This window comes from Rhizobacter sp. P5_A1 (assembly GCF_056400745.1).
In genome coordinates this window covers 19,488-46,244 of sequence record NZ_JBFUKR010000014.1, presented here as the reverse complement: position 1 = coordinate 46,244, position 26,757 = coordinate 19,488, and the positions used below count along the sequence as shown (strand labels likewise).

Below are 26,757 nucleotides of genomic sequence, written 5' to 3'. Positions count from 1 at the left end.
GTTCCGGGTTTCAGGCGGCGACGCTCTTGCGCACGCGGGTGAAGGGTGCGTCGTCGCGCAGCATCCCGAGCGCGCGGTCGATCGAGTGCGCGGCGATCTTGCCGTGCTCGACCGCTTCGACGGTCAGGTCCTGCCCGCCGTGGGTGCAGTCGCCGCCGGCCCAGACATTCCAGAGCGACGTGCGGCCTTCGTTGTCGACGGCGATGCGGCCGCCGCGCAGCGCGAGCGTCGCGAGCTGCGGGTCGGCGAGCACCAGCGTCTGGCCGATCGCCTTCAGCACGGTGTCGGCCTCGACGCGCCAGTGCTTGCCGGTCGCCTCGAGCTTGCCGCCGACCTCGCGCACCTCGGCGAAGCTGATGCCCTCGAGCTGGCCGCCGCTCACGTCGAGCGCCTTCGGCACGCTCCATTCGCGGATCGTCACGCCGTTCAGCCGGGCCCAGTCCTGCTCATACTTCGAGGCCGGCATGCGCTGCTGGTCGCGGCGGTAGACGATCGTGACCTCCTGCGCGCCGAGCTTCTTCGATTGCACCGCGGCGTCGACCGCGGTCATGCCGCCGCCGATCACGACGACGCGCCGGCCGACCGGCAGCGCCGCGTAGTCGCTCGCCTGGCGCAGCCCGGCGATGAACTCGACCGCGTTGCCCACCCCGGGGCCTGCTTCGCCGGCGAGGCCGAGCGCGTTGACGCCGGCCAGGCCCAGGCCGAGGAACACCGCGTCGTACTGCGTGCTCAGCTCGGCGAGCAGCACCTGCTCGCCGATCGCCTGCCCGCAGCGCAGCGCGATGCCGCCGATCGACAGCAGCCAGTCGATCTCTCGCTGTGCGAAGTTGCCGGCGGTCTTGTAGGTCGCCAGGCCGTACTCGTTCAGGCCGCCGGGCTTGGGCCTGGCCTCGAACACGGTCACGTCATGACCGAGCATCGCGAGGCGGTGCGCACAGGCCAGGCCGGCCGGGCCGGCGCCGACGACCGCGATGCGCTTGGCCGTAGGCAGCCCGCGCGTGAACAGCGGCGCGCCGGTCGACGACGACGCGAAGTAGTCGTCGGTCGCGTGGCGCTGCAGCATGCCGATCTCGACCGGCTTGTCCTCGTTCGTGTTGCGCACGCAGGCCTGTTCGCACAGCACCTCGGTCGGGCAGACGCGCGCGCACATGCCGCCGAACACGTTCGCCTCGAGGATCGCCTTGGCCGCGCCGCGCAGGTTGTCTTCGCCGATGCGGCGGATGAACGACGGGATGTCGATGCCGGTCGGGCAGGCGTTCACGCACGGCGCATCGAAGCAGTAGTAGCAGCGCTCGGCTTCGATCAGCGCCTGCACCGAGCTCAGGGGAGGGTGGGCATCGCTGAAGTTGTCGGTGTACTGGCACGCGGACAGGCGGCCGGCCTTGACGTCGGGTTGGGGCATCGAGAGGGTCCTTGCGGGATCAGGCGGGGCGGACGACCGACTGCGGCGCGTGCAGCGCCGCCTGGCGCTTCAGCGCATCGAACACCGGCGCGAAGGCCGGGCGCTTCACGTAGCGGCCGGCACCGCGCTCGGTGCGCAGGTCGCCGTCGATCCAGACGATCTTGCCGCGCGACAGCGTGACCTTCGCAAGGCCGGTGACCTGGCGGCCCTCGAACACGTTGTAGCCGACCTTGCTGATGCTGCCGGCGGTCGTGATCGTCTTGGTCGCGGCCGGGTCCCAGACGACGAGGTCGGCATCGCTGCCGACCGCGATCGCGCCCTTGCGCGGGTACAGGTTGAAGATCTGCGCGGCGTTCGTCGACGTGACGCGCACGAACTCGTTCGGCGTCAGGCGGCCGGTGTTGACGCCGGCCTCCCACAGCACCGACAGGCGGTCTTCGACGCCCGCGCAGCCGTTCGGGATCTTCGCGAAGTTGTCGCGGCCCGCGCCCTTCTGTTCGTTGCAGAACGCGCAGTGATCGGTCGCGGTCGTGTGCAGGTGCCCGGCGGCCAGCGCGCCCCAGAGCGCGTCCTGGTGGTGCTTGGCGCGGAACGGCGGGCTCATCACGTGGGCCGCGGCGATGTTCCAGTCGGGGTTGCGGTAGACCGACTCGTCGATCGTCAGGTGCCCGGCGAGCGCCTCGCCGTAGACGCGCTGGCCGTGGCTGCGCGCGCGGATGATCGCGTTGACCGAATCTTCGCTCGAGACGTGCACGATGTAGAGCGGCGTGCCCAGCACCTCGGCGATGCGGATCGCGCGTTCGGCGGCCTCGGCCTCGACCGCCGGTGGGCGCGACAGCGGGTGCCCCTCGGGCCCGGTGATGCCCTGCTCGACCAGGCGCTTCTGCATCTGGAACACGAGCTCGCCGTTCTCGGCGTGCACGGTCGGCAGCGCGCCGAGCTCGAGCGCGCGCGTGAAGCTGTTCACCAGCACCTCGTCGTCGGCCATGATCGCGTTCTTGTAGGCCATGAAGTGCTTGAAGCTGTTCACGCCGTGCTCGCGCACCAGCGTGCCCATGTCGTCGTGCACGCTCTGATCCCACCACGTGACCGCGACGTGGAAGCTGTAGTCGGCCGCCGACTTCTCGGCCCAGCCGTTCCAGTTCTTCCACGCGTCCATCAGGCGCTGCTTCGGATCCGGGATCACGAAGTCGATGATCATCGTCGTGCCGCCCGAGACGCCCGCCGAGGTGCCGGTGTAGAAGTCGTCCTTCGTGACCGTGCCCATGAAGGGCAGCTCCATGTGCGTGTGCGGGTCGATGCCGCCGGGCATCACGAAGGCGCCGCCGGCGTCGACGATCGTGCAGCCGGCCGGCGCCTGGATATCGGGTCCGACCGCTTTGATCCGGCCGCCCTCGGTCAGCACATCGGCCTTGATGCTGCCCTCGGCATTGATGACGGTGCCGCCCCTGATCAGAACGCTCATGTCGAATGACTCCACAGAAGATTGACAGGAAGTAGCCCGCGCACTACGCCAAGGCCTCGGTCGCGTTCGACCTGAACACCTCCGGCAGCTCGTTCGCCTTCGCGAGCATCGCCTGGAACAGCACGTTGCCGCCGGCCTCGATCCATTCGGGTTTCGCGTCCTCGATCTCGTTGTGGCTGATGCCGCCGATGCAGGGCACGAAGACCATCGCGGTCGGCGTCACCGTGGACATGTAGCAGGCGTCGTGGCCGGCGCCCGAGACGATGTCGCGCGTGCTGTAGCCCAGGCGCTGCGCACCGGCGCGGACCATCTCGACGCAGCTCTCGTCGAAGTGCACGCAGTCGTACTGGAAGATCTGCTTCAGGTCGTGCTCGAGCTTGCCCGCCGCGGCGATCTTCGCGACGCCGGCCTTCAGCTCGGCGTCCATCTTCAGCAGCTCGTCGTTGTCGGGGCAGCGGAAGTCGACCGTCAGGAACACCTTGCCCGGGATCACGTTGCGCGAGTTCGGGAAGACGTTGAGCATCCCGACCGTCGACACCGCGAGCGGCGCATGCGCGAGGCCGATCTCGTTGACGAGCTGGATCACCTTCGCGGCGCCGAGCAGCGCGTCCTTGCGCACCGGCATCGGCGTCGGACCCGCGTGCGAGTCCTGCCCTGTCAGCACCAGCTCGTACCAGCGCTGGCCCTGTGCATCGGTGACGACGCCGATCGTCTGGCCCTCGTGTTCGAGGATCGGCCCCTGCTCGATGTGCGTCTCGAAGAACGCATGCACCGGGCGGTTGCCCATGGGCTCGCTGCCGAGATAGCCGATGCGCGCGAGCTCCTCGCCGATCGTCTTGCCCTGCTGATCGGTGCGCGAGTGGCCGTACTCGAGCGAGAACACGCCCGCGTAGACGCCCGAGCCGACCATCGCCGGCGCAAAGCGCGAGCCTTCCTCGTTGGTCCAGACCGAGGCCTCGACCGGTCGCTCGGTCTCGATGCCGTGGTCGTTCAGCGTGCGGATCACCTCGAGCCCGGCGAGCACGCCGTAGACGCCGTCGAAGCGGCCGCCGGTCGGCTGGCTGTCGAGGTGGCTGCCGGTGCCCACCGGTGCGAGGCTGTTGTTGCGGCCCGGGCGGCGCGCGAAGAGGTTGCCCATCTGGTCGATCTTGACCGTGCAGCCGGCCTCCTTGCACCACTGGACGAACAGGTCGCGGCCCTGCTTGTCGAGGTCGGTCAGCGTCAGGCGGCAGACGCCGCCCTTGGGCGTCGCACCGATCTTGGCCATCTCCATCAGGCTGGCCCACAAACGGTCGCCGTTGATCTTGATCTCAGCCATGGCGTGCTCCTGTAGGGTTCGACGAGTTCCGTGTTTATGCACCGATAAGCGGCGCGCGTCCATCGTCGCCGAGCATGCAACCTGCGTGCCAGTTTGACCATATGGACAAACACCGATCCATGATGGGAGACTTGCCCTCAAACCGCCCGTCCGAGAGGCCCCCGAGTGACCAAGAAAGCCGGCGCTGCGCCGCCCCAGAACAAGCGCGACGCGGTGCTGCAGGCGGCACTGGGCCTGTTCTCGCGCTTCGGCCTGCACGGCACCAGCGTCGACCAGGTTGCGGCGCGCGCCGGCGTGTCGAAAAGCAACCTGCTGTACTACTTCGCGACCAAGGAGGAGCTGTACATCTGCGTGTTGCGTGATCTGCTCGAGGTCTGGCTCGCGCCGCTGCGAGAGTTCAGCGCCGAGCAGGACCCGCAGCAGGCGATCGCCGACTACATCCGCCGCAAGCTCGTCGTCTCGCGCGACAGCCCGGACGCCTCGCGCCTGTTCTGCCTCGAGATGATCCAGGGCGCGCCGTTGCTGCGCGACGAGCTGGACCGCGAGCTGCGCGGCATCGTCGAGCGCAAGTCGGCCGTGATCCGCGACTGGATCGCCGCGGGCCGGCTCGCGCAGGTCGACCCCGAGCACCTGATCTTCATGATCTGGGCCACGACCCAGCACTACGCCGACTTCGCGGTGCAGGTGCAGGCGCTGACCGGCAAGACGCTGGCCGATCCGGCGTTCTTCGAGCAGACGGTCGCGAACGTGCAGGCGGTGGTGTTGAGGGGGGTCGGGGTCAGGTAGACGGCCGGTCAGCGCGCCAGCAGTTCCACGTAGGCCCGGTAGCTGAAGCTCCGGTTCTTCTTCTGCCCGGTCAGTTCGGTCACGATGCCTGTCTCTTCCAGCAGCTTCACGGCCGCCGTGGCGGTGGGAAAGGTGGTCTCCAGCTTCTGGCGCACCTGTTCGATGGTGAAGCGCGGCATCACGGGCAGCAGCTCGAACAGCCGCAGCGCCACCGCGCCGACACGCGGCGCCGCCAGCAGGCGGCGGCGATCGGCTGCCACCAGGCTGGCGATGGCCACGATGGCGCGCTCGGCCTCGGTGGCCGCGGCTTCGACGGCCTCGAGGAAGAAGGCAACCCAGGCCTCCCAGTCACCATCGGTGCGCACCGCCGAGAGCAGCCGGTAGTACTCGCGCTGGTGCCGCTTGAGGTATCCGCTGAGGTACATCAGGGGTTCGGGCAGCAGGCCCCATTGCTCCAGCAGGGCGGCGATCAGCAGGCGGCCGATGCGGCCGTTGCCGTCCAGGAACGGGTGGATGGTCTCGAACTGCGCGTGCACCAGTGCCACCCGCACCAACGCGGGAAGCTTGGGCGCGGTCTGGTGGATGTAGTGCTCCAGATCGCCGAGCAGCGCCGGCACACGCTCGGGCGGCGGCGGCACGAACACCGCCTTGCCGGGCCGCGTACCGCCGATCCAGTTCTGCGAGCGGCGCAGCTCGCCGGGCTGCTTGCCCGCGCCGCGGGCGCCGGCCAGCAACAGGCGGTGGGCGTCGCAGAGCAGGCGCACCGAAAGCGGCAGGCCGCGCGGTTTGTGCAGGTTCTCGCGCACCAGACGAAAGGCGCGCAGGTAGTTGCTGACCTCCTCCACGTCGTCGGTGTTCGCCACTGTCAGGCCGGCCTCGTCGTCGAACAGATCCGTCAGCGTGGCCTGCGTGCCTTCGATCTGCGAAGTGAGCAGTGCCTCCTTGCGGATGGCGCTGTACAGCAGCCACTCCACCGAAGGCACCAGGCCCGACACGCCCGACAACCGCGCCAGCGCCAGCTCGGCGGCGCGCGCGCCGGCCTCGCAGGATTCGGGGGTCAGCACCGGGCGGGCCGGCGGCAGGGAACGCGGCACGAAGGCGCGCACCGCCTCACCGAGCGTGGTGGTGGTGACGTAGGTGCCGGTGGAGCGCATCGTATGAAAGTGATCTTGGATGGTCGACCGGCATACTAAAGCATTCTTTAATTTGTGGCGAGGCTTTGAAAGGACGCTTGCAAATCTGACGGCCTTCGCATGGCTGGAGCGAGCGACTGAGAGAACTCGCCGCGCGATCGCCGGTCACGCTCCCGATGCGCCCGACGTCCCGTCGCTGAAGAGCTCGAAAAGCACCCCCCGCAGCCAGCGGTTGGCCGGCGCGCGGTGGTACTTCGCGTGCCAGAAGACATTGATCGCGATATCCGGCAGCTTTGCCGGATGCGGAACCTTCGCGAGACCGAAGGGGCCGAGCAGCCGATCCGCGAGACGTTCGGGCACGGTCGCGATCAGGTCCGAACCCTGAAGGATGTGGCCGACGCTCACGTAGTGGGGCACGGTCAGGCGAACCGTGCGCTCGACGCCGCTGCGCTGGAGCAACTCGTCCACCTTGCCGTGCCCGGTGCCCGCCGAGACGACCACCAGGTGCTCGGCGGCCGAGAACTCCGCGCGCGAGATCTTTCGCTTGTCGAGCCGGTGACCGCGCCGCATCAGACACACATAGCTTTGCATGAAGAGGCGGCGCTGGAAGAACCCGGCCTTGAGCTGCGGCAGCAGGCCCATCGCGATGTCGACCTTGCCGGCCTCCAGCTCATCGCGCAGGTTGACCATCGTGTTGCGTACGGTGCTGAGGGTCACGCCGGGTGCATCGCGCCGCAGCCGATCGACGAGGGCCGGCAGGAAGTAGATCTCGCCGATGTCAGTCATGCCGATCGTGAACGAGCGATTCGCACTCGACGGCTCGAAGCTGGTGCGCTGATTGACGCCGCTGTGGATCATTGCCAGCGCGTAGCTCACCGATTCGGCGAGCTGGTCCGCGTAGGGCGTGGGCTCCATGCCCTTCGGCGTGCGCAGGAACAATTCGTCGCCCAGCAGCTTGCGCAGCTTGGCGAGCGAGTTGCTCACCGCAGGCTGCGAAACACCGAGGTTGTCAGCCACCTTCGACACGCGCCGCTCGATCAGCAGCTGGTTGAAGACGACGAGCAGGTTCAGATCGAGTTCGTGCAGTTCCATCGCTCGTCCCGGATTCCTATGCGTATCACTTTGAGTGATACGACTTATATCTGAAATCCCATTGGCTGATCGGGCGCCGACACCGAACATTGCCGACATGGAAGTGCTGATCCAACCGTTGCAGAAGGTCATCGAGGTCGAGCCCGGCGCGAACCTGCTCGATGCGCTGCGCAACGCGCAGGTGCCGATGTCGTACAGCTGCATGGCGGGGCGATGCGGCACCTGCCGGTGTCGGGTGGTCGCAGGCGATGTGCTCGACTCGGGCGGCGCGCAGCAGAACCCGCTCGATGGCCACGACTCCTACGTGCTCGCCTGCCAGACCTTCCTGACCGAGCCGTGCACGATCGAGATCCCCGAGCCGGACGAGATCGTCGTGCACCCGGCGCGCATCATCAAGGCGACCGTGCAGGCGGTCGAGACCTTGACGCACGACATCAAGCGGGTCGTGCTGAAGCCGGCCAAGCCGCTCGAGTTCTCGCCGGGCCAGTACGCGCAACTTCAGTTCACGCCCGAGCACATCCGGCCGTACTCGATGGCGGGCGTGGCGGCAGATGCGACCCTGGAGTTCCATGTCCGCGTCGTGCCCGGCGGGCGCGTGTCGGGCTATGTTGCCAACGAGCTGAAGCCCGGTGACGCCGTCCGCGTCAGCGGGCCGCTGGGCAGTGCGTATCTGCGCCGCAGGCACGAAGGTCCGGTGCTGTGCGTCGCGGGCGGCACCGGGCTGGCACCGATCCTGTCGATCCTGCGCGGCGCCGTCGCGCAGGGCATGCCGAACCCGGTCCACCTGTATTTCGGCGTGCGCTCGCCGCGCGATGTGTATGGCCTCGAGTGGCTGGCCGAGCTCGAGCGCAGACACCCGGCGTTCAAGCTGCACGTCGTCGTCACGTCCGGCGGCGATCCGCGCGGGCAGCGCTGTGGCCTGGTCACCGAGGTGATCGAACACGACCTGGGCGATCTCGACGGCTGGCGCGCCTACCTGTGCGGCTCGCCGCCGATGGTCGAAGCCGCCACCGTGCTCGCACGCCAGAAGGGCATCGCCCCGGCGCGCATCTATGCCGACGCCTTCTACACCCAACCGACCTGATGGAGCGCTCCATGCCCACCGCCAAGCTTGCCCCCGACGCGCTGCATGAGCCCGCCCGGCCGCCCGAAGGGCTCATACCGGAGCGCGCAGCGCGAAGGTACACCAGTGAACGCGCCGCCTACTACGAGCGCATCGGCGCGAACCACATGACGCCGCTGTGGGAGGTGCTGCACGCACTCGTCCCGACCCAGCCGCAGTCGCCCGTGCAAGCGGCGATCTGGCGCTACGCCGAACTGCGCGGGCAGGTGCTCGAGGCCGGCCGCCTGATCAGTGCCGAGGAGGCCGAGCGCCGCGTGCTGATCCTCGAGAACCCCGGCCTGCGGGGCCAGTCGTGCATCACGCAGTCGCTGTATGCCGGGCTGCAATTGATCCTGCCCGGCGAGGTGGCACCCGCCCACCGCCACACGCAGTCGGCGCTGCGGCTGGTGCTCGACGGCGAAGGCGCGTACACGGCGGTCGACGGTGAGCGCACGACGATGCGCCGAGGCGACTTCATCATCACGCCGGCCTGGACCTGGCACGACCATGGCAACCTCGGGGACGAGCCGGTCGTGTGGCTCGACGGGCTCGACATCCCGATCGTGCGCTTCCTCGACGCCGGCTTTTCCGAGAAGAGCGGGCAGTCGTCGCAGCAGCCGCTGCGGCCCGAAGGCGACGCGCTCGCGCGCTACGGCGCGAACATGGTGCCGATCGACTACGCGCCGAAGCCGGCCGACCCGACGCGGGTGTTCGTCTACCCGTTCGAGCGCACCCGCGCCTCGCTGCGGGCGATCGCACACGGCACGCCGGACGCTCACCACGGCTTCAAGCTGCGCTACGTGAATCCCGCCACCGGTGCGTCGCCGATGCCGACGATCGGCGCGTTCGCACAGTGGCTGCCGGCCGGCTTCGAGACGAAGCCGCTGCGTTCGACCGACGGCACGGTGGTCGTGTGCCTCGAAGGCGGCGGCGAGGCGAAGGTCGGCGAAGCGACCTGGCGCGTCCAGGAGAACGACGTCTTCGTCGTGCCGTCGTGGCAAACGCTGCAGTTGCGCGCCGACCGCGACGCCTTGTTCTTCAGCTTCTCCGACCGCCCCGTGCAGCAGGCGCTCGGCCTGTGGCGCGAGCAGCGCCTTTGATGGCCATGCGCGAGCAGCGCCTTTGATGGCCATGCGCGAGCAGCGCCTTTGATCACTCATCCCCCAGGACCACCCCCATGAAACTTGCCATCGCGGCCCCGCCGCTTCACACCCTCGGCGTCGCCGGACGGGATGAACAGTTCCCGGTCAACCGCGTCTTCTGCGTCGGCCGCAACTACGCCGCCCACGCCCGCGAGATGGGCAAGGACCCGGACCGCGAGCCGCCGTTCTTCTTCATGAAGCCGGCCAACGCCGTCGTGAATGCGACCAACCCGACCAGCGTGCCCTACCCGCCGAAGACGAAGAACTACCACCACGAGATCGAGCTCGTCGTCGCGCTCGGCACCGGCGGCCGCGACATCGCGATCGCCGACGCACTGAAGCACGTTTACGGCTACGCGGTCGGGCTGGACATGACCCGGCGCGACCTGCAGCTCGAAGCGCGCGACAAGGGCCGGCCGTGGGAGTTCGGCAAGTCCTTTGCGCTGTCCGCGCCGGTCGGGCCGCTGCACCGCGCCGATGACATCGGCCACCCATCGGCTGCGGCGATCACACTGACCGTCAATGGCCAGCCACGCCAGTCGTCCGACATCGCCAAGCTGATCTGGTCGGTGTCCGAGTGCATCGCCTACCTGTCCGAGTACGAGACGCTGGAACCCGGCGACATCATCATGACCGGGACCCCCGAGGGCGTGAACGCGGTCGTGGCGGGCGACGTCATGCGCGGCGCGATCGCAGGCCTGGGCGAGATCGAGGTCAGCGTCGAGGGCTGATGCGGTCGTTCCCATCCACAAGCAGGAGACCAGCATGAGCGACACGTCGACCGTGTTTCCGACCGAAGCGCACTGGGAAAGCGAAGGAACCTCGCGCATCCCGTTCCTGACCTACACCAGCGACGAGCTCTACAAGCGCGAGCTCGAGCGCTTCTTCTACAAGAACCACTGGTGCTACGTCGGGCTCGAAGCCGAGGTACCGATGCCGGGCGACTTCAAGCGCACCGTGGTCGGCGAACGCTCGGTCATCATGACCCGCGACGCCGAGGGCGGCATCAGCGTCGTCGAGAACGTCTGCGCGCACCGCGGCATGCGCTTCTGCCGCGAGCGCCACGGCAATCGCAAGGAGTTCGTCTGCCCCTACCACCAGTGGAGCTACACGCTCAAGGGCGACCTGCAGGGCGTGCCGTTCCGGCGCGGCGTGAAGCAGGACGGGCAGGTGCACGGTGGCATGCCGGCCGACTTCAAGACCAGCGAGCACGGCTTGACCAAGCTGAAGGTCGCCACGCGCGGCGGCGTCGTCTTCGCCTCGTTCGACCCCGATGTCGAACCGCTCGAGGACTTCCTCGGGCCAACGATCCTCGGCTACTTCGATCGCCTGTTCAATGGGCGCAAGCTGACGATCCTCGGCTACAACCGCCAGCGCATTCCGGGCAACTGGAAGCTGATGCAGGAGAACATCAAGGATCCGTATCACCCGGGGCTGCTGCACACCTGGTTCGTGACCTTCGGCCTCTGGCGCGCCGACAACAAGTCGCAGCTGCGCATGGACGAGAAGCACCGCCACGCGGCGATGATCTCGACGCGCGGCACGGCCGGCAAGTCCGACCAGGTCACGCAGGTGTCGAGCTTCAAGGAAAGCATGCAGCTCAACGACCCGAGCTTCCTCGACATCGTGCCCGAGCCCTGGTGGGGCGGCCCGACTGCGGTGATGACGACGATCTTCCCGAGCGTGATCCTGCAGCAGCAGGTCAACAGCGTCTCGACACGCCACATCCAGCCGAACGGGCACGGCAGCTTCGACTTCGTCTGGACGCACTTCGGCTTCGACGACGACACCGAAGAGATGACGCAGCGGCGCCTCCGCCAGGCCAACCTGTTCGGCCCGGCGGGCTTCGTCTCGGCCGACGACGGCGAGGTGATCGAGTTCTCGCAGCAGGCCTTCGAGTCCAAGCCCTTCCACCGCACGCTGGCCGAACTCGGCGGGCGTGAGGTCGAAGACACCGAGCACATGGTCACCGAGACGCTGATCCGCGGCATGTACCGCTACTGGCGCGATGTGATGGAGGCCTGAGCGTGAGCACGAACCTGAACTTCGAGGACTGGCTGGCACTGACGCAGCTCTACGCCGACTACGCCAGCGCGGTCGACTCCGGCGACTGGGATCTCTGGCCCGAGTTCTTCACCGAGCAGTGCGTGTACCGGCTCCAGCCGCGCGAGAACCACGAGCGCGGCTTCCCGCTCGCGACGCTGTCGTTCACCAGCAAGGGCATGCTGAAGGACAGGATCTACGGCATCAAGGAAACGCTGTTCCACGATCCCTACTACCAGCGGCACATCGTCGGCACGCCGGTCGTGCGCAGCGCAGAGGGTGCCAGTTTCCGGTGCGAGGCGAACTACGCGGTGTTCCGCACCAAGCTGTCGGACGCGTCGACGGTCTTCAACGTCGGCCGCTACCTCGACACGGTGGTGCGCACGCCCGCGGGGCTCAAGTTCGCGTCGCGCGAGTGCATCTACGACAGCGAAATGATCCCCAACTCGATCATCTACCCGATCTGAGGCCATCGATGAGCATCACCACCAACTGGGTCGACGCACTGTCGGCCGACGAACTCCCCACCGACGACGTCATCGGCGTCGTCGTCGCGGGCCGCGACATCGCGCTCTACACCGTCGGCGACGCGGTCTACGCGACCGACAACACCTGCACGCACGGCCAGGCGCGCCTGTGCGACGGCTTCCTCGATGGCCACGAGATCGAATGCCCTTTGCACCAGGGCAAGTTCGACGTGCGCAACGGCATGCCGAGTTGCGCGCCGGTGACCGACGCGCTTCGCAGCTACCCCGTCAAGGTCGACGGGCAGCGCGTGTACCTGCAGATCGACTGAGCTTCGCGGATCCGCTTCCATCGGTGCCGTGCCCGACGGCATCCGGAGGAGGGCTTCGCCCACATTTTTCCAGGAGACAACGATGAACAGAAACACCCTTCGCGCCACGGCGCTCGCCGCCATGCTGGCAACATCGGCTTTCGCCGCGCCGGCGGCGACGATCGGCTTGATGGCACCGCTGTCCGGACCCCAGGCGCTCGTCGGCCAGGACCAGGTCGACGGTTTCATGCTCGCCGTCGAGCAACTCGGCGGCAAGCTCGGTGGCCAGGCCGCCAGCATCCTGAAAGAGGACGACCAGCTCAAGCCCGAGGTCGGGCAGCAGATCGTGCGCAAGCTGATCGACAAGGACAAGGTAGACGCCATCGTCGGCCTGTCGTTCTCGAACGTGCTGATGGGCAGCCTGCCGCGGCTCGCCGAGTCGGGCGTGGTGGCGATCGCGACCAACGCCGGCCCGTCGCCGATCGCCGGCGCCCAGTGCAAGGCCAACATCTTCTCGGTGGCCTGGCAGAACGACGGTGCCGCCGAGGCGATGGGCAAGTTTGCGCAGGACCGCGGCATCAAGCGCGTCTACCTGATGGCGCCGAACTACCAGGCCGGCAAGGACATGCTGGCCGGCTTCAAGCGCTACTACAAGGGCGAGGTCGTCGACGAGGTCTACACCCAGGTCAACCAGCCCGACTACTCGGCCGAGATCGCGCAGCTCCAGTCTGCCAAGCCCGATGCGCTGTTCGTCTTCTACCCGGGCGGCATGGGCATCAACTTCGTCAAGCAGATGAGCCAGGCGGGCCTGAGCGGCAAGCTGCCGCTGTACTCGGTGTTCACCGTCGACGGCACCACGCTGCCTTCGCTGGGCGACACGGCCGCCGGGGCGATCGGCGCGGCGATGTACGACGCTTCGCTCGACACCCCGGAGAACCGCAAGTTCGTCACGGCCTTCGAGGCGAAGTACAAGCGCACGCCGAGCCTGTATGCGGCCGCGGGCTTCGATGCGGCCAACGTGCTCGACCTCGGCTTGCGCAAGGCGGCCGGCGACCCGAAGAAGCTCGCGGCCGGCGTGAAGGCGGCAGGCGGCGAATTCAAGTCGGTGCGCGGCCCGTTCCAGTTCGGCAAGAACAACATGCCGGTGCAGAACTACTACGCCTTCGAGACCGTGCGCGCGGGCGGGAAGGTCGCGACCAGGCCGATCGGCACACCGCTGCCCGCACACGCCGACTCGTACGCGGCGCTGTGCAAGCTGCCTTGAGGACCCGGCCATGAGCGCCGCTCTGCTGCTCGTTCAGCTGCTCAACGGCTTGCAGTACGGCGTGCTGCTGTTCCTGCTGGCTGCCGGGCTGACGCTGGTGTTCGGGATCATGAGCTTCGTGAACCTGGCGCACGGCTCGCTGTACATGGTCGGTGCCTACGCCGCGGCACTCACCTACGCAGCGGTCGGCTCGTTCGCGCTCGCGGTGCTCGCGGCGATGGGCACGGCGCTGGTCGTGGGCTGGTTGCTCGAGGTCAGCATCGTCTCGCGCCTGTACCGGCGCGACCACCTCGACCATGTGCTCGCGACCTTCGGCCTCGTGATGTTCTTCAACGAGGGGGTCCGGCTCGTCTGGGGTCCGCAGCCGCTCTTCGTGCAGGTGCCCGAGGTGCTCGCCGGCACGGTGCAGTTGTTCGGCTTCAACTACCCGTCGTACCGCTTCGCGATCATCGCGGTGGGCCTGCTCGTCGCCGTCGGCTCGTACGGGCTGATCCACAAGACACGCGTCGGCATGCTGATCCGCGCCGGCGCGCAGAACCCGCAGCTCGTCGGCGCGCTGGGCGTCAACATCGGTCTGCTGAACGCGATGCTGTTCGGCGTCGGCGCGATGCTGGCCGGCCTGGCCGGCGCGATGGCCGGGCCGCTGTTGTCGGTCCAGTCCGGCATGGGCGAGCCGGTGCTGATCACGACCCTGGTCGTGATCGTGATCGGCGGGATCGGCTCGGTGAACGGCGCGCTGTATGCGGCACTGATCGTCGGCGTCGTCGACACCCTCGGCCGCGTGCTGTTGCCGCTGGTGCTGCGGCAGGTGGCCGAGCGCTCGGTCGCGGATGCCGCCGGCCCGGCGCTGGCCTCGATGCTCGTCTACCTGCTGATGGCCGTGGTGCTCGCGCTGCGTCCGCACGGCCTGTTCCCGGCCCGGCGCGGCTGATGAAGGAGTCGATGATGATGAGCTCGCTGACCTCACGCTGGCGCGGTTCCGCGCTGCTCTCGCTGCTGCTGCTCGCCGGCTTCGCCGCGGTGCCGTTCGTGGCGACAGCCATCGGGCAACCGTTCTGGATTTCGTTCTTCGCACGCATCCTGATCTACGCGATCGCCGCCTCGGCGCTGAACCTGGCGCTCGGCCACGGCGGGCTGGTCAGCTTCGGTCACGCGCTGTTCATGGGCCTGGGCAGCTATGCGGTCGCGCTGCCGGCGTTCCACGGCATCGCCAGCGGCTGGGCCCATCTGGCGCTGTGCGTCGGCGCATCAAGCCTCGTCTCGCTCGCGGTCGGCGGGATCAGCCTGCGCACCTCGGGCATGGCGTTCATCATGATCACGCTCGCGTTCGCGCAGATGGGCTACTTCCTGCTCGTCAGCCTCAAGCAGTACGGCGGCGACGACGGCTTGCCGGTGGCAGCCACGAGCCAGTTCGGCAGCTTCGACCTGGGCTCGACGCTGCCGCTCTACGCCACCGCGCTCGTCGTGCTGGCGCTCGTCACGGGGTGGATGGCCAGGCTGCGTGTCGCGCCCTTCGGCATGGCGCTGCGCGGTGCGCGGCAGAACGCGCGCCGCATCAACGCGATCGGGCTGGAGGCGCGGCGCCTGCAACTCGTCGCGTTCGTGATCTCCGGCGCGATCTGCGGGGTGTCGGGCCTGCTGCTCGCGAACCTCAATGCGTTCGCATCACCGAGTTCGCTGGCCTGGACGGTATCGGGCGAGCTGATCGTGATGGTCGTGCTGGGGGGCATCGGCACCGTGGCCGGCCCGGTCATCGGCGCGCTCGTGTTCCTCGGCCTCGAGGAGGTGCTGAAGGGACTGACCGAGCACTGGATGGTGATCTTCGGGCCGTTGATCGTCGTGATGGCGCTCGTCGGCCGGCGCGGCATCGTCGGCCTGGCCGACTTGTGGCCGAAGGCGGGGCCTGCCGCAAACCCCGCGGTCGTCTCCGAAGGAGGTGCCTGATGGCCGCGCTGCAGACCGAAGGGCTGGTCAAACGCTACGGCGCGCTGCTGGTCACGGACCATGTTTCGCTCGACATCCGCAGCGGCGAGCTGCACGCCGTGATCGGGCCGAACGGTGCCGGCAAGACGACGCTGATCAACCAGCTCAGCGGCGAGTTGGCCGCCGACGAGGGCCGCATCGTCTTCGGCGGGCAGGACATCGGCGCGCTGCCGGTGCACCGGCGCGCACGCGCGGGCCTGCTGCGTTCGTACCAGATCACGTCGATCTTCGAGGAGTTCACGGTCGCCGAGAACGCCGTGCTCGCGGCCCTGGCCGCGAAGCGCAACGCGTGGCGCTTCTGGGCGCCGATGCTGGAAGACGTGGCGGCGCGCGGAGCCGCCGAGTCGGCCGTGGCCGCAGCGGGGCTCGCGAAGCATGCCGACGCGCTGGCCGGGGAGCTGGCGTACGGCCAGCGGCGCCAGCTCGAGCTCGCGATGGCGCTGGCGGCACAGCCGAAGTTCCTGCTGCTCGACGAACCGATGGCCGGCATGAGCGTGCAGGAGTCGGCTGCGGTGACGGCGTTGCTGCGCGGCCTGAAGGGGCGCTACACGATCCTGCTGGTCGAGCACGACATGGACGCGGTGTTCGCGCTCGCCGATCGCATCAGCGTGCTCGTCTATGGCCGCGTGATGTTCACCGGCACCCCGGACGAGATCCGCGCGCACCCCGAGGTGCGCGCGGTCTACCTCGGCGAAGAGGCAGCCTGAGCACGGCGAGGCAACACGATGGACCATCCCTATCTTTCGGTGCGCGGCCTGCGGGCCGGCTACGGCCGTGCGCAGGTGCTGTTCGACATCTCCTTCGACGTCCGGCCCGGCGAGGTCGTCACCTTGCTCGGCCGCAACGGCATGGGGCGATCGACGACGATCAAGTGCCTGTTCGGCATGCTCGCCAGCAGCGCCGGCGACATCGAGGTCGGCGGGCTGCGTACGCGCGGTTGGCCTGCGCACCGCATCGCGCGTCAGGGGCTGGCGCTGGTCCCCGAAGGCCGGCAGATCTTCAGCGAGCTGACCGTCCAGGAGAACCTGGTCGCGACGGCGCGCGATGACGGCAAGGGCGCGAGCGGCCGCGCCTGGACGCTGGCCCGCGTCTACGCGTTCTTTCCGCGACTGCGTGAGCGGCGCAGCAACCTCGGCTGGCAGTTGTCGGGTGGCGAGCAGCAGATGCTCGCGATCGGTCGTGCCCTGATGACGAACCCGAAGCTGCTCGTGCTCGACGAGGCGACCGAAGGGCTCGCGCCGGTCATCCGCGACGAGATCTGGCGCACGCTCGCCGAACTCAAGCGCGAGGGCCTCGCACAGATCGTGATCGACAAGAACGTCGGGCGTCTGTTGCACCTGGCCGACCGCCATGTTGTGATCGAGAAGGGGCGCGTCGTGTGGCAGGGCGACTCGGATGCGCTGCGGTCGCAGCCGGAGATCGTCCATCAGTACCTGGGAGTCTGAAATGAACCTTGCCTCATTGAGTCATGAGGATGTGGCTGCTCTCGGCCCATTGCGGCTGTTCGCCCACATGCGACGCTCGGTGCGTCGCGGCAGGCGGCACCCGGTGCGGGCTCATGCTGTGGCGGTCGGTGCTGCGCACCGACTGCACTGCGCTGCTCGGTCCGGGGTCGCGCCGCCGAACTCACTGCGCTCACTTCGTTCGCTGCGTTCAGACAGCCGCGGCGAGTCAGACCACGAAGCACGCGCTGCGCGCGTGCCGACCCCGGCCCTGCGCTGCTCGTCGCCACAGAAATCGCCCGCACCGGGCACCGCCTGCCGCGAAGCCCACCCTCAGCCCTCGTCGGCCCGGCCGCTCTCGCCTTTGCCGCTCCAACGAACGACCGGGACGGGCCGACAGCAGGCACCACTGAAATGAAGCTCTACAGCTTCTTCCGCAGCGGCACGTCGCATCGTCTGCGCATCGCGCTGAACCTCAAAGGCATTGCCTATGAGCAGGCCGCTGTCGACCTGCGGCGCGAGCAGCACCTGACCGACGCGTACAAGGCGATCAACCCGCAGCAGTTGGTGCCGGCACTCGATGTCGACGGGCAGCTGATGACCCAGTCGCCGGCGATCATCGAGTGGCTCGAGGAACGCTACCCCGATCCGCCGTTGCTGCCCTCCGATGCCAACGACCGCGCACACGTCCGCGCGCTTGCCGCGATCGTTGGCTGCGACATCCATCCGGTGAACAACCGGCGCATCCTGGAGGCGCTGCGCCATCGCTTCGGTGCCGACGAGGCGGCCGTGAACGACTGGTGCGGCACCTGGATCGGTGCCGGCTTCGATGCGTTCCAGTCTCTGGTCGAGGCCAGAGGGCGTCCTGGCCCGTTCGCCTGCGGTGAGCGGCCGACGCTGGCCGATGTCTACCTGGTGCCGCAAATCGAGAGCGCGCGGCGCTTCAAGGTCGACATGGCGCGCTGGCCGCGTCTCGTGACCATCGACGAGGCCTGCGGGCAACTCGAGCCCTTCCGAAGCGCCGCACCGGCCGTGCAGCCGGACGCCGGATGATGTGATGGCGACACCGGCCGCGCCGCTGCCCGCGACCACGGACCTGCTTCGCTGGTCCACGGACGCGGTGGAGCCGCGCAACCGGCTCGATTACTGGGTCGGCGCCATCTGCGAATGCTTCCTGGAAATGGAGGCCAGCTCGCCGGCCCCGGGTCGCTTCGGATGCGAGCTGCTCTCTGCACCGCTGCACAGCCTGCGCGTCAACCGTGTTCGCGGCAGCGCGCAGGATGTCTTCCGAACGCGGACCGGCATTTCCCGCAGTCGAGAGAACTTCTACTACCTGCTGTGCAAGGAATCGACGCCGTGCCATGTGGCGCAGCAAGGTGCGCATGCCGACCGCCTGCTCCCCGGCGATCTCGCGTTGATCGACTCGCGGCGGTGCTACGAGCTGCACTTCCCCGAGACCGTCGACATTTTCTCGATCCAGTTGCCGACCGAGTGGCTCGAGACCTGGCTGCCCGACCCGCGGTCGCACCTCGGCCGCCGCATCGATGGCGGGCTGGGCTGGGGCTTCGCATTGAGCGCCTATGTGCGACAGCTGTCGATGCCGATCGGCGCGCTGCCGGCGCACCTCGTCGCCGACCAGTTGGGTTCGTTGCTGACGCTGGCGCTCGATCGCGAGCGCAGCGTACAGCCGACGAATCGGGACTTGGCCGCGCGCATCGACGAGGCGCTGGCCGGCCGCTGCACCGAGCCCGATCTCTGCGCCAGCGGCATCGCGGCGATGCTCGGCATCTCGGTCCGCACACTGCACCGCACGCTCGCATCGCGGCAGCAGACCTTCGCCGACCGCCTGATGCAGCATCGCATCCGATGTGCGAGGCGCATGCTCGAGTCGCCTGCGTTCGATCGCGTGACCACGGCAGAGATCGGACGCCGTGCCGGGCTTCTCGATCCGTCCCACTTCGTTCGCGTCTGCCGGCGTCTTTCGGGCTGCACGCCTCAGGAACTGCGGGCCCGCCGCGGGAGATCAGAGTTGCCGCGCTCCGACGAATAAGGAATCGGCAGGTCTGCGCGAAAGGAACGCAAGCGCCTTGAGCACGAAGTCGGCATGGAACTGGAACACCGTCTGCGTTGGAACGTCCTTCCAGCTGACCTTCAATTGCTGCGACGCGCTCATCCCGATCAGGCGGCCAATGCCGGATAGTCGGTGCATGCCTTGCGAGTCGGTGTACATCTCACCGGGGCAAGGCTCGGCCGTCGGGCCGACCACCTCCACGCCCGCCGGCGGGTTCGCCACCTGGGTCACGCTGACGCCTGCTGCGGAAGGTAGCTGGGCCTGGCTGCGGTCATCCCGCGCTTGACCTGCAGGGTGAGCTCATCGGCCAGCACTTCATCGACGCCCGATTCGAGTCCGTCGAGCGCACGTCTGACGATCTCCTCGGGGCTGGACTTCGGGACATCGAACCCGCGCGTGAGATCGGTGTCGACGTAGGCCATGTGCAGCGCCAGCACCTGCGTCTTCTGTGCCGCCAGTTCGTTGCGCAGCGCATTGGTGAGCGACCAGGCTGCCGATTTGCTCGCCGAATACGCGGCCAGTTCGCCGCCGTTGACCCACGAGGCGACCGACAGGACATTGAGAAATGCACCGCCGCCATTGCCTTTGAGAATCGGCGCGAAGGCCTTGCTCATGCGCAACATGGCGAAGAAGTTGGTTTCGAAGATGCGTCGCGCGACGTCTTCGCTGTCGGCGGCGAGAAAGCCGCCCGGTTGGGCAATGCCGGCGTTGTTGATCACCAGCGTGACATCCGAAGCCAGCGCTGCGGCAGCCGCCACCTCTTCCGGCTTGGTGACATCGAGGCGCAAGGGCTGAACGCCGGATTGGGTGATGGCCGCAGCGTCGCGTGCGCCGGCGTAGACCTTGCGCGCACCGCGGGCGAGCAACTCGCGCGCGAATGCCAGGCCGATGCCGCGATTGGCGCCCGTGACGAGGGCAACAGCGTTTTCAATCTTCATGGGAATCTCCAAGACAGGTACAAACAAATTCAGCTGCAGGATTTCAGGACCTTCAGTGGGCCGCTATCTCATCTGCACGACCACCTTGCCCTTTGCACGCCCCTGAGCAAGATAGGTCAGCGCTTCCTTTGCTTGCTCGAACGGAAACACCTTGTCGATCACGGGCCGGATGCGCTGCGTCCTGAGCAGCTCGCCGATTTCGGCGAGTTGATCGCCATCGGGGCGCGCGAAGAGAAACGAGTAAGAGACCTCTCGCTTTCTCGCCAGGCGCATGATCTTGCGGCTCATCATCGCGAACACGAACGTCAGGACGAAGTTGAGCCGTCGAGCACGAGCGAACGCGACGTCCAGCGGCCCGACCAGGGAGACGAGCGTGCCCCGCGGCTTGAGGATGCCGAGGGACTTCTCGATCGCGTCACCCCTGACAGTGCCGAGTACGGCATCGTAGCCGCGCAGCACTTTCTCGAATTCCTGCTTCTTGTAGTCGACCACCTCGTCTGCGCCCAGGGTGCTCACCAGCTCGACGTTGCCCGTGCTGGTGGTCGTTCCCACCTTGGCGCCAAGGTGCTTTGCCAGCTGGATCGCGAACGTGCCAACACCGCCGGAGCCTGCTGGGATGAACACCTTCTGTCCGGCGCGAAGATTCACGCGTTCCTTCAGCGCCTGCCACGAGGTCAGCCCGACCATCGGGATCGACGCCGCCTGCACGAAATCCAGGTTGGCCGGCTTCATCGCGGCGGCGCTCTCCGGTACCGCCGCGAACTCGGCGATCGAGCCGGTACCCAGGTCGAAGATGTTGGCGAAGACGGCATCGCCCGGCTTGAAGCGAGTCACGCGGCTGCCGACCTCCGTCACCACACCGGCCAGATCGCTGCCGAGCGTGGCAGGCAGTTGGAACTTCACGACCGCCTTGAAGAGTCCGGTCGGGATCACGTTGTCGATCGGGTTCACGCTCGCCGCGTGGACCTGGACCAGCAGTTCGTTGGGCTTCAGCGTGGGGCGGGGAACATCGGCGAACCCGATCTCGGGCGACTTGCCATAGCGTTTGAAGGTGAGTGCTTTCATGGTTTCCTTGGTGGACGCGATCACGCGTTGACATCGACGACCGTGGCCCTGGATCAATGTCGCATGATGTTCATCATATTTACAGACGAAAAAGCGGCAGCGTGTTTCGGTAGCGTCAGCTGGGAGCGAGGTGCTTCAAGGCCGCCTGGCACAAGGCTTTCGATAACGCAGGCTCGTCGACTGCGCGAGCCAGCACCAATGCGCCGACCATGGTGGCAACGGTCACGAGTGCTCGCTCGTGGGCATCGGGCCGCCCCCAGTCAGGCGACTGACGGGCGAGAAGATCGACCATTTCCTTGATGTGCCGGGTGGTCACGCGGCGCACTTCGGGTGCCTGGCGCGGTGTCTCCGAGCCCAGCGCGGCCAGGGGACATCCCAGCTCGATTTGCGCCAGGTGCTCCTGCGAGAGGTATGCGCGAAGCATGGATGCCAAAGCCTGCCCGGGTGGCACGCTGGCAACAGCGCCCGCAGCGGCAGCGGCCGACTCGGCGCACGCCCGATCGGCGGCCTCTGCCAACATGGCTTCGCGCGACGCGAAGTGCGCGTAGAAGGCGCCATGGGTCAGGCCGGCCTCTTTCATGATGTCGGCGACTCCGGTACCGTCGAAGCCGCTGCGACGAATCGCCCGCGCGGCGGCAGACACGATGCGCTCGTGCGATGCTTCCTTGGCGAGTGCTCTGGCGCTGGGGCTCGATCTTGGCATGATGCGCATCATACACAGTTTGTGCGCGCGCGTGTCCGGTGCTGTCGGCGCGGGTGCGATCGCATGTCAAGACGCCCTCGCGCGACGATCCCGGCACACCTCGAGCACGACACGGCGCAGCCATCGGTGCGCCGGATCTCGATCGAGCCGGGGGTGCCACATCTGCGATATGGTGATGTGTTCGGTCGGCACCGGCAGCTCGAACGAGCACAGTGCGTTGCTTGCTCTCAGGTGTTCGAAGTACGACGCGGGTATCAGCGCCACCATGTCGGTCGCAGCCGCGGTCGACAGCGCGGTGCCGAAGCTGGGAACGACGACCGCGACATTGCGCGTCAGCCCAGCGGCGGCCAGCGCGTCGTCCACGGGGCCGGTGATCCGGCCCCGGCGTGACGTGACCACATGGTCGCAGGCCGCATATCGCTCGGGTGTGATCTCGCCTTCGGCCAGCAGCGGGTGCCCCTGTCGCACGACGGCGATGAAGTGGTCGCGGTAGAGCGCTTGAACGCGCACCTCGGGGCCCGACTCGCCGAGAACACCGACGTCGAGATCGATCAATCCCTCCCGCAACGGGCGCACGTCCTTGTCGGGCTTGGGCGCGAAGCGCAGACGCACTCCGGGCGCTTCGCGCGCGGTGCGTGCCACGAGCCGATGCGCAAAGGCCTCGGTGAAGCCGTCGTTGGCCCGCACGGTGAACATCCGCTCGAGCGTGCCCAGGTTCAGGTCGGGACCGGCCGGCCGAAGCACAGCACTTGCCTCCTCGACCAACTCCTTGACTCGGTCGCGCAGCGCCAGCGCCCGCGGTGTGGGAACCATGGCCCGGCCCGCACGCACCAGCAGCTCGTCGCCCGTCGTTTCACGCAGTCGCGCCAGCGTGCGGCTCATGGCCGATTCGCTCAGACCCAAACGCTCGGCCGCTCTTGAGACGCTGCCCTCGGAGAGCAGGGCGTTCAACGCAATGAGAAGGTTGAGGTCAGCGTCCGTGGGCATGTGCTGAACCTAGCACGGTTCGCAGGCGCGGGGCCGGCGCCGCATGCAGGAACAAGATGCGCGCCACGCTCTGTTTCGGCGGGCATCGTGAACCTATGCTGATGTGGCGCGATCGAGCGTGCCCTCCAGTCCTCCACGCATGCTGTCACCTGTCCTCGAGTCCAACGCTCCAACCATCTCTCTCCGCACCGAAGCCGGCGCGGCCGAAGAGCTTGATGGGTTGCCACTGCCGCGGCGCTACGCAGCCGTCGCCGCGATCCTCGGCGCGATCGTGCTGGTGGTGCTCGACAGTGCGATCGCCAACGTCGCACTGCCGAGCATTGCGCAGCAGTTGCAGGCTGCGCCGGCCGACACCGTCTGGATCGTCACCGCCTATCAGCTCGCCATCGTGATGTTCCTGCTGCCCGCTTCCGCTGTCGGCGAGAGACTGGGCTATCGCCGTGTGTTCACCGCAGGTATCGCGCTGTTCACCGTGGCGTCAGTGTTGTGTGCGCTGGCGCCGTCGCTGTCCTGGTTGGTGGCCGCAAGATGCCTTCAGGGCCTGGGCAGCGCTGCGGTGATGCCACTGGGTCTTGCGTTGTTGCGCTTCACCTATCCGCGTCGGCTGCTGGGTCAGGCGATCGCATGGAACGCGCTGACGATCGCAGGCGCCTCAGCGGCCGGGCCGGCTGTCGGCGCCGCCTTGCTGTCCGTCGCGAGCTGGCCGTGGCTCTTCGCGGTGAACCTGCCGGTCGGCGCGCTGGTACTGGTCGCTTGTGCCGGGTTGCCACGTCCGCAAGGCACCGGGCGTCGCCTCGACCTGCGGAGCATCGCGCTCAACGCGATCATGTTCGCTGCCTTCGTGCTGGGCAGCGATTGGCTGCCGTCGTCTCCATGGTACGGCGGTGCATTGCTCGGCGTGTCGGCCGCATCCATGGTTCTGCTGGTGCGGCGCGAGATGCCGAAGGCGGCGCCGTTGATCCCGCTGGATCTTCTGCGGGTGCGATCGTTTCGGGTGTCGATCGTCGCGTCGGTGTGCTGCTTCACCGGGCAGATGATGGGCTATGTGGCGCTGCCGTTCTACTTCCAGCACGAGCTGGGCCTGGACGCGATGGCCACCGGTCTCTTGATGACGCCGTGGCCCCTGGCGGTGATGGTGGCCGCGCCGTTGTCGGCGCACCTGGCCAAACGAGTGCCGACCGCGTGGCTTTGCGCCGCCGGGGGAGGGTGCCTCGCGATCGGCTTGGCACTGTGTGCGGCCTGGCCGCTTCACGGCGACCCGCGGCTGCCGATGGCCATCTTCACGAGTCTGGCAGGTCTCGGCTTCGGATTCTTTCAGACGCCCAACAACCAGAACATGCTGCTCGCCGCACCGAAAGAACGCAGCGGGGCAGCCGGAGGTGCCCAGGGGACTGCGCGGCTGACCGGGTTGACGCTCGGCAGCCTGTCGATGGGACTCATGTTCGCGCTGCTGCCGTCGCCGCGCGCTGTGCACTGGGGCCTGACGCTCGCGGCGCTGGCCGCATTGGCCGGCGGAGTGGTCAGCCTGCTGAGAAGCCCGGACGGAACCGAGCCGGGTGTCGCGCACTGACTGCTTGACGCTGGCTCCGACGCGTTGCGCTCGCTTCAAGCGAGATCGACCAGCAGGTCCGTCAATGCCTGCGGCGCCGCGACGAACGCCGAGTGACTGGTGTGCAAGGTCTTCTGCTGGAAGCGATTTCGGGGCGTGAAGCCATCCGCGTCCGAGATCATCTGATCCTGCACGACGATCGGGATGGCCCGGTCCTCGGTGCAGCGGATGAAGGTCCGTGGCAGGCGGCCCCAGCGCTGGGGGGTCACCACGACCGGGGTCGTGAAGGCCTGGATCGGCTCGTCCGGCGTCAGCAGATTGGCGACCGCCTGGAACGCCGGCGTGGCCACATCACCGTAGAAGGCGCTCTTGTCGGCTGCGACATATGCCGGGTCGGCCGAGCGGTGATTGATGCGGACGCAGCCCACGACCGCGGGATCGGCCGCGAACAGGGGCGGCACTTGCGAGCTCGCGAAATTCGGCTGCTGCAGATAGGCCAGCACGTTGTTGAACGTGACGGGCACGAACGCCGTCAGGTAGACGAGCCGCTTCACCAGCTCGGGCGCCGCTTCGCCGACCGCGCTGAGGGTGGCGCCGCCCAGGCTGTGCCCCACGAGGATCACGCGATCGTCGCTGTCGGCCACGAGGCCGCGCAACATCTTCACCGTGTGGTCACGGTAGTCGTCCAGGGTCAGCGCCGCGAGCGGTGACACTTCGGTCGCGAGAGCCGCAGGATTCTGGGGCTGCTGCAGATAGGCCTGCGGCAAGCGCGCCGTGATGCCGTGTCCGGGCAGATCGATCGCGATGGCCGGGTAGCCGCGCTCGGCGAGCAGCCGCACGACCTCGGACCAGCACCAGCCGCCGTGCCAGGCGCCGTGCACGAAGACGAACGTGGGGCGATCGCGGCGCCGGCCGTCCGCGCGTGCGCCGGTGGCAGCCAGGGTCGCTGCGGCACCGGCGCTGCCGATCACGGCGCGATGCATGAAGTTTCTGCGTTGCATGTCGATGTCTCCTGTCGTTGTGGGGTGCCGATATCGCCGCGCCGTCACACACGGGACACGGGCGGTCGTGGCGGGAGTCAATCTAGGCGCGCGCGGAACGATCGGATGGCCGCAGCGCGCCAATCGCATGGCCGCTGCGTGCCACCCGCCCCTAGAAACGCGATTGATTTGCACCGCCGGTGCGAACAGACTCCGAACGCTGCTTCGTGCTGGGAGGCGCGAGGGCCGGGACCATTCTTCGATCGGGAGGGAACGATGAACACCATCTCGCAAGTCGTCTCGTGCCGCCTGCTGCCGATGGCGCTGCTTGCCGTGCTGCCGTTCGCGTCGCGGGCCGATGTGGTCACCGACTGGAGCCTGAAGGCCAGCGAGATCGTCGCGGCCCATCAGCCCGGGCCGCCGGGCAGCGCGACGCTGGTGCTGGTTCAGACCGCGGTATTCGACGCCGTCAACGCGATCACGCGCCGCTACCCGACGGCCGCGAGCAAGACGCTGAAGCCGGCGCCAGGCGCGTCGGTCGACGCCGCGGTCGCGGCGGTCAACCGCACCGTGCTGCTGAAGCTGGCGCCGTCGCAGCAGGCCGCGGTCGAGGCGGCGTACCAGACGGCACTCGCCGGCATTCCCGATGCCAAGGCCAGGGCGGACGGCATCGCGGTCGGCGAGCAGGCGGTCGCCGAGCTGGTGGCGCGCCGCGCCGTCAAGGCGGCGGACATGGTCTATTACCGGCCGGTCACGCGCGCCGGCATGTACTTGCCGACGGTCGTGCCGATCGGCGGCGACGCCGTACCGGTGACCCAGTGCTGGGTGCTCGACCGCGTCGACCAGTTCCGCCCGGGCCCGCCGCCCGAGTTGAACAGCGCGCTATGGGCGCGCGACTACAACGAGATCAAGGTCATGGGTGCACGCACCGGCAGCCGGCGCACGGCGGAGCAGACCGACATCGCACGCTTCTGGACCACCACCGGCCCGGCGGTCTATTTCCCGCTCGCGCGTTCGGTCTCGGGCCAGCCGGGGCGCGAGGTGACGCGCAACGCGCGCTTCCTCGCGGTGTTCGCGCAAGCCGGCGTCGACGCGATCGACGCCGTCTTCGACGCCAAGTACGCCTACCAGTTCTGGCGCCCGCTCACGGCCATCCGCAACGGCGATCAGGACGGCAACGACGCGACCGAGCGCGACCCGTCCTGGCTGCCCTTCATCGAGACGCCGATGCACCCGGAGTACCCGTGCGCGCACTGCTCCACCGCCGGCGCGTACGGCGCGGTGCTGCAGGCCGAGATCGGCAGCGGGCCGGCCCCGCGCCTGATCAGCACCAGCCCGACGCTGCCCGGCGCGACCCGCTCATGGAACAGCGTCGCCGAGTTCGTGCAGGAAGTGTCGAACGCGCGCATCTATGATGGCGTGCACTACCGCAACTCGACCGAGGTCGGTACCGCGCTGGGCCGCAAGGTCGGCGAGCTGGCCGTGTCGAAGCTGATGGACTGAACGCACGAACGAAA

27 protein-coding genes are annotated in these 26,757 nt (G+C 68.0%); 16 read left to right on the top strand and 11 right to left on the bottom strand.

Translation table 11 applies throughout. The features are described 5' to 3' along the window. Positions 1–10 precede the first annotated feature (10 nt). Genes AC1DTW_RS16365 through AC1DTW_RS16355 form a run of 3 tightly spaced genes read right to left on the bottom strand, consistent with a single transcriptional unit; the run spans position 11 to position 4,185 of the window. Positions 11–1,402, bottom strand: coding sequence for an NAD(P)-dependent oxidoreductase (locus AC1DTW_RS16365; protein ID WP_477982310.1), 1,392 nt, complete (start codon positions 1,400–1,402; stop codon positions 11–13). Positions 1,403–1,421: 19 nt separating this feature from the next. Continuing rightward, a complete protein-coding gene (hydA, locus tag AC1DTW_RS16360; protein ID WP_477982309.1) occupies positions 1,422–2,867 on the bottom strand; it encodes a dihydropyrimidinase in 1,446 nt (481 codons plus the stop codon). A 43-nt stretch (positions 2,868–2,910) separates the two neighbouring features. After that, positions 2,911–4,185 carry a Zn-dependent hydrolase gene (locus AC1DTW_RS16355; protein WP_477982308.1) on the bottom strand — a complete coding sequence of 425 codons (1,275 nt, stop codon included), beginning with the start codon at positions 4,183–4,185 and terminating at the stop codon, positions 2,911–2,913. A 165-nt stretch (positions 4,186–4,350) separates the two neighbouring features. Here AC1DTW_RS16355 and rutR point away from each other — a divergent pair, with 165 nt between their 5' ends. After that, the gene (gene rutR / locus AC1DTW_RS16350) at positions 4,351–4,971 is read left to right on the top strand and encodes an HTH-type transcriptional regulator RutR (RefSeq protein WP_477982307.1); all 621 of its coding nucleotides are present in this window, start codon (positions 4,351–4,353) and stop codon (positions 4,969–4,971) included. A gap of 8 nt (positions 4,972–4,979) precedes the next feature. On the opposite strand, the gene AC1DTW_RS16345 is transcribed toward rutR, so the two are convergent. Further along, a complete protein-coding gene (locus tag AC1DTW_RS16345; RefSeq protein ID WP_477982306.1) occupies positions 4,980–6,125 on the bottom strand; it encodes a Fic family protein in 1,146 nt (381 codons plus the stop codon). Between the two features lie 144 nt (positions 6,126–6,269). Beyond that, on the bottom strand, positions 6,270–7,196 hold the full coding sequence (locus AC1DTW_RS16340) for a LysR family transcriptional regulator (RefSeq protein ID WP_477982415.1): 927 nt from the start codon (positions 7,194–7,196) through the stop codon (positions 6,270–6,272). A 97-nt stretch (positions 7,197–7,293) separates the two neighbouring features. Here AC1DTW_RS16340 and AC1DTW_RS16335 point away from each other — a divergent pair, with 97 nt between their 5' ends. The 13 genes from AC1DTW_RS16335 to AC1DTW_RS16275 all read left to right on the top strand — a co-directional run bounded on the left by AC1DTW_RS16335 (position 7,294) and on the right by AC1DTW_RS16275 (position 18,997). Continuing rightward, on the top strand, positions 7,294–8,280 hold the full coding sequence (locus AC1DTW_RS16335; RefSeq protein ID WP_477982305.1) for a 2Fe-2S iron-sulfur cluster-binding protein: 987 nt from the start codon (positions 7,294–7,296) through the stop codon (positions 8,278–8,280). A gap of 11 nt (positions 8,281–8,291) precedes the next feature. Next, positions 8,292–9,398, top strand: coding sequence for a gentisate 1,2-dioxygenase (gene gtdA / locus AC1DTW_RS16330; RefSeq protein WP_477982304.1), 1,107 nt, complete (start codon positions 8,292–8,294; stop codon positions 9,396–9,398). A 77-nt stretch (positions 9,399–9,475) separates the two neighbouring features. After that, entirely contained in the window at positions 9,476–10,171 is a 696-nt protein-coding gene (locus AC1DTW_RS16325) for a fumarylacetoacetate hydrolase family protein (RefSeq protein ID WP_477982303.1), read from the top strand. A gap of 34 nt (positions 10,172–10,205) precedes the next feature. Further along, positions 10,206–11,465, top strand: a complete 1,260-nt coding sequence (locus tag AC1DTW_RS16320) for an aromatic ring-hydroxylating dioxygenase subunit alpha (RefSeq protein WP_477982302.1) — start codon at positions 10,206–10,208, stop codon at positions 11,463–11,465. A 2-nt stretch (positions 11,466–11,467) separates the two neighbouring features. After that, complete coding sequence (locus AC1DTW_RS16315; RefSeq protein WP_477982301.1) at positions 11,468–11,950, top strand: aromatic-ring-hydroxylating dioxygenase subunit beta; 483 nt, start codon at positions 11,468–11,470, stop codon at positions 11,948–11,950. 8 nt (positions 11,951–11,958) lie between these two features. Next, a complete protein-coding gene (locus AC1DTW_RS16310; protein ID WP_477982300.1) occupies positions 11,959–12,279 on the top strand; it encodes a non-heme iron oxygenase ferredoxin subunit in 321 nt (106 codons plus the stop codon). Positions 12,280–12,361: 82 nt separating this feature from the next. After that, the gene (locus tag AC1DTW_RS16305; RefSeq protein ID WP_477982299.1) at positions 12,362–13,522 is read left to right on the top strand and encodes an ABC transporter substrate-binding protein; all 1,161 of its coding nucleotides are present in this window, start codon (positions 12,362–12,364) and stop codon (positions 13,520–13,522) included. Between the two features lie 10 nt (positions 13,523–13,532). Beyond that, on the top strand, positions 13,533–14,453 hold the full coding sequence (locus AC1DTW_RS16300; protein WP_477982298.1) for a branched-chain amino acid ABC transporter permease: 921 nt from the start codon (positions 13,533–13,535) through the stop codon (positions 14,451–14,453). Positions 14,454–14,467: 14 nt separating this feature from the next. After that, positions 14,468–15,466, top strand: a complete 999-nt coding sequence (locus AC1DTW_RS16295; protein WP_477982296.1) for a branched-chain amino acid ABC transporter permease — start codon at positions 14,468–14,470, stop codon at positions 15,464–15,466. After that, a complete protein-coding gene (locus tag AC1DTW_RS16290) occupies positions 15,466–16,212 on the top strand; it encodes an ABC transporter ATP-binding protein (RefSeq protein ID WP_477982295.1) in 747 nt (248 codons plus the stop codon). Before AC1DTW_RS16295 ends, AC1DTW_RS16290 begins: the two co-directional genes overlap by 1 nt. A gap of 18 nt (positions 16,213–16,230) precedes the next feature. Next, entirely contained in the window at positions 16,231–16,950 is a 720-nt protein-coding gene (locus tag AC1DTW_RS16285) for an ABC transporter ATP-binding protein (RefSeq protein WP_477982294.1), read from the top strand. A 411-nt stretch (positions 16,951–17,361) separates the two neighbouring features. Then, complete coding sequence (gene maiA, locus AC1DTW_RS16280) at positions 17,362–18,000, top strand: maleylacetoacetate isomerase (protein ID WP_477982293.1); 639 nt, start codon at positions 17,362–17,364, stop codon at positions 17,998–18,000. Between the two features lie 4 nt (positions 18,001–18,004). Then, on the top strand, positions 18,005–18,997 hold the full coding sequence (locus tag AC1DTW_RS16275; protein ID WP_477982292.1) for an AraC-like ligand-binding domain-containing protein: 993 nt from the start codon (positions 18,005–18,007) through the stop codon (positions 18,995–18,997). Here AC1DTW_RS16275 and AC1DTW_RS16270 read toward each other — a convergent pair. From AC1DTW_RS16270 to AC1DTW_RS16250, 5 genes are all read right to left on the bottom strand, one after another. Next, entirely contained in the window at positions 18,971–19,249 is a 279-nt protein-coding gene (locus tag AC1DTW_RS16270) for a hypothetical protein (RefSeq protein ID WP_477982291.1), read from the bottom strand. The two genes, AC1DTW_RS16275 and AC1DTW_RS16270, sit on opposite strands and share 27 nt — an antisense overlap. Further along, positions 19,246–19,956: an SDR family oxidoreductase gene (locus AC1DTW_RS16265; RefSeq protein WP_477982290.1), complete on the bottom strand. Its 711-nt coding sequence runs from the start codon at positions 19,954–19,956 to the stop codon at positions 19,246–19,248. Before AC1DTW_RS16265 ends, AC1DTW_RS16270 begins: the two co-directional genes overlap by 4 nt. Before the next feature lie 63 nt (positions 19,957–20,019). Beyond that, positions 20,020–21,021, bottom strand: coding sequence for an NADP-dependent oxidoreductase (locus AC1DTW_RS16260; RefSeq protein WP_477982289.1), 1,002 nt, complete (start codon positions 21,019–21,021; stop codon positions 20,020–20,022). A gap of 115 nt (positions 21,022–21,136) precedes the next feature. After that, positions 21,137–21,736, bottom strand: a complete 600-nt coding sequence (locus AC1DTW_RS16255; RefSeq protein ID WP_477982288.1) for a TetR/AcrR family transcriptional regulator — start codon at positions 21,734–21,736, stop codon at positions 21,137–21,139. A 54-nt stretch (positions 21,737–21,790) separates the two neighbouring features. Then, positions 21,791–22,711 (bottom strand): LysR family transcriptional regulator, encoded by a 921-nt coding sequence (locus tag AC1DTW_RS16250; protein ID WP_477982286.1) that lies wholly within the window; start codon positions 22,709–22,711, stop codon positions 21,791–21,793. A gap of 139 nt (positions 22,712–22,850) precedes the next feature. On the opposite strand from AC1DTW_RS16250, the gene AC1DTW_RS16245 reads away from it, so the two are divergent. Beyond that, complete coding sequence (locus AC1DTW_RS16245) at positions 22,851–24,281, top strand: MFS transporter (RefSeq protein WP_477982284.1); 1,431 nt, start codon at positions 22,851–22,853, stop codon at positions 24,279–24,281. A 35-nt stretch (positions 24,282–24,316) separates the two neighbouring features. On the opposite strand, the gene AC1DTW_RS16240 is transcribed toward AC1DTW_RS16245, so the two are convergent. Further along, positions 24,317–25,390, bottom strand: a complete 1,074-nt coding sequence (locus tag AC1DTW_RS16240; RefSeq protein ID WP_477982282.1) for an alpha/beta hydrolase — start codon at positions 25,388–25,390, stop codon at positions 24,317–24,319. A gap of 126 nt (positions 25,391–25,516) precedes the next feature. Here AC1DTW_RS16240 and AC1DTW_RS16235 point away from each other — a divergent pair, with 126 nt between their 5' ends. After that, the gene (locus AC1DTW_RS16235) at positions 25,517–26,743 is read left to right on the top strand and encodes a vanadium-dependent haloperoxidase (protein WP_477982281.1); all 1,227 of its coding nucleotides are present in this window, start codon (positions 25,517–25,519) and stop codon (positions 26,741–26,743) included. The last annotated feature ends 14 nt before the right edge of the window (positions 26,744–26,757 follow it).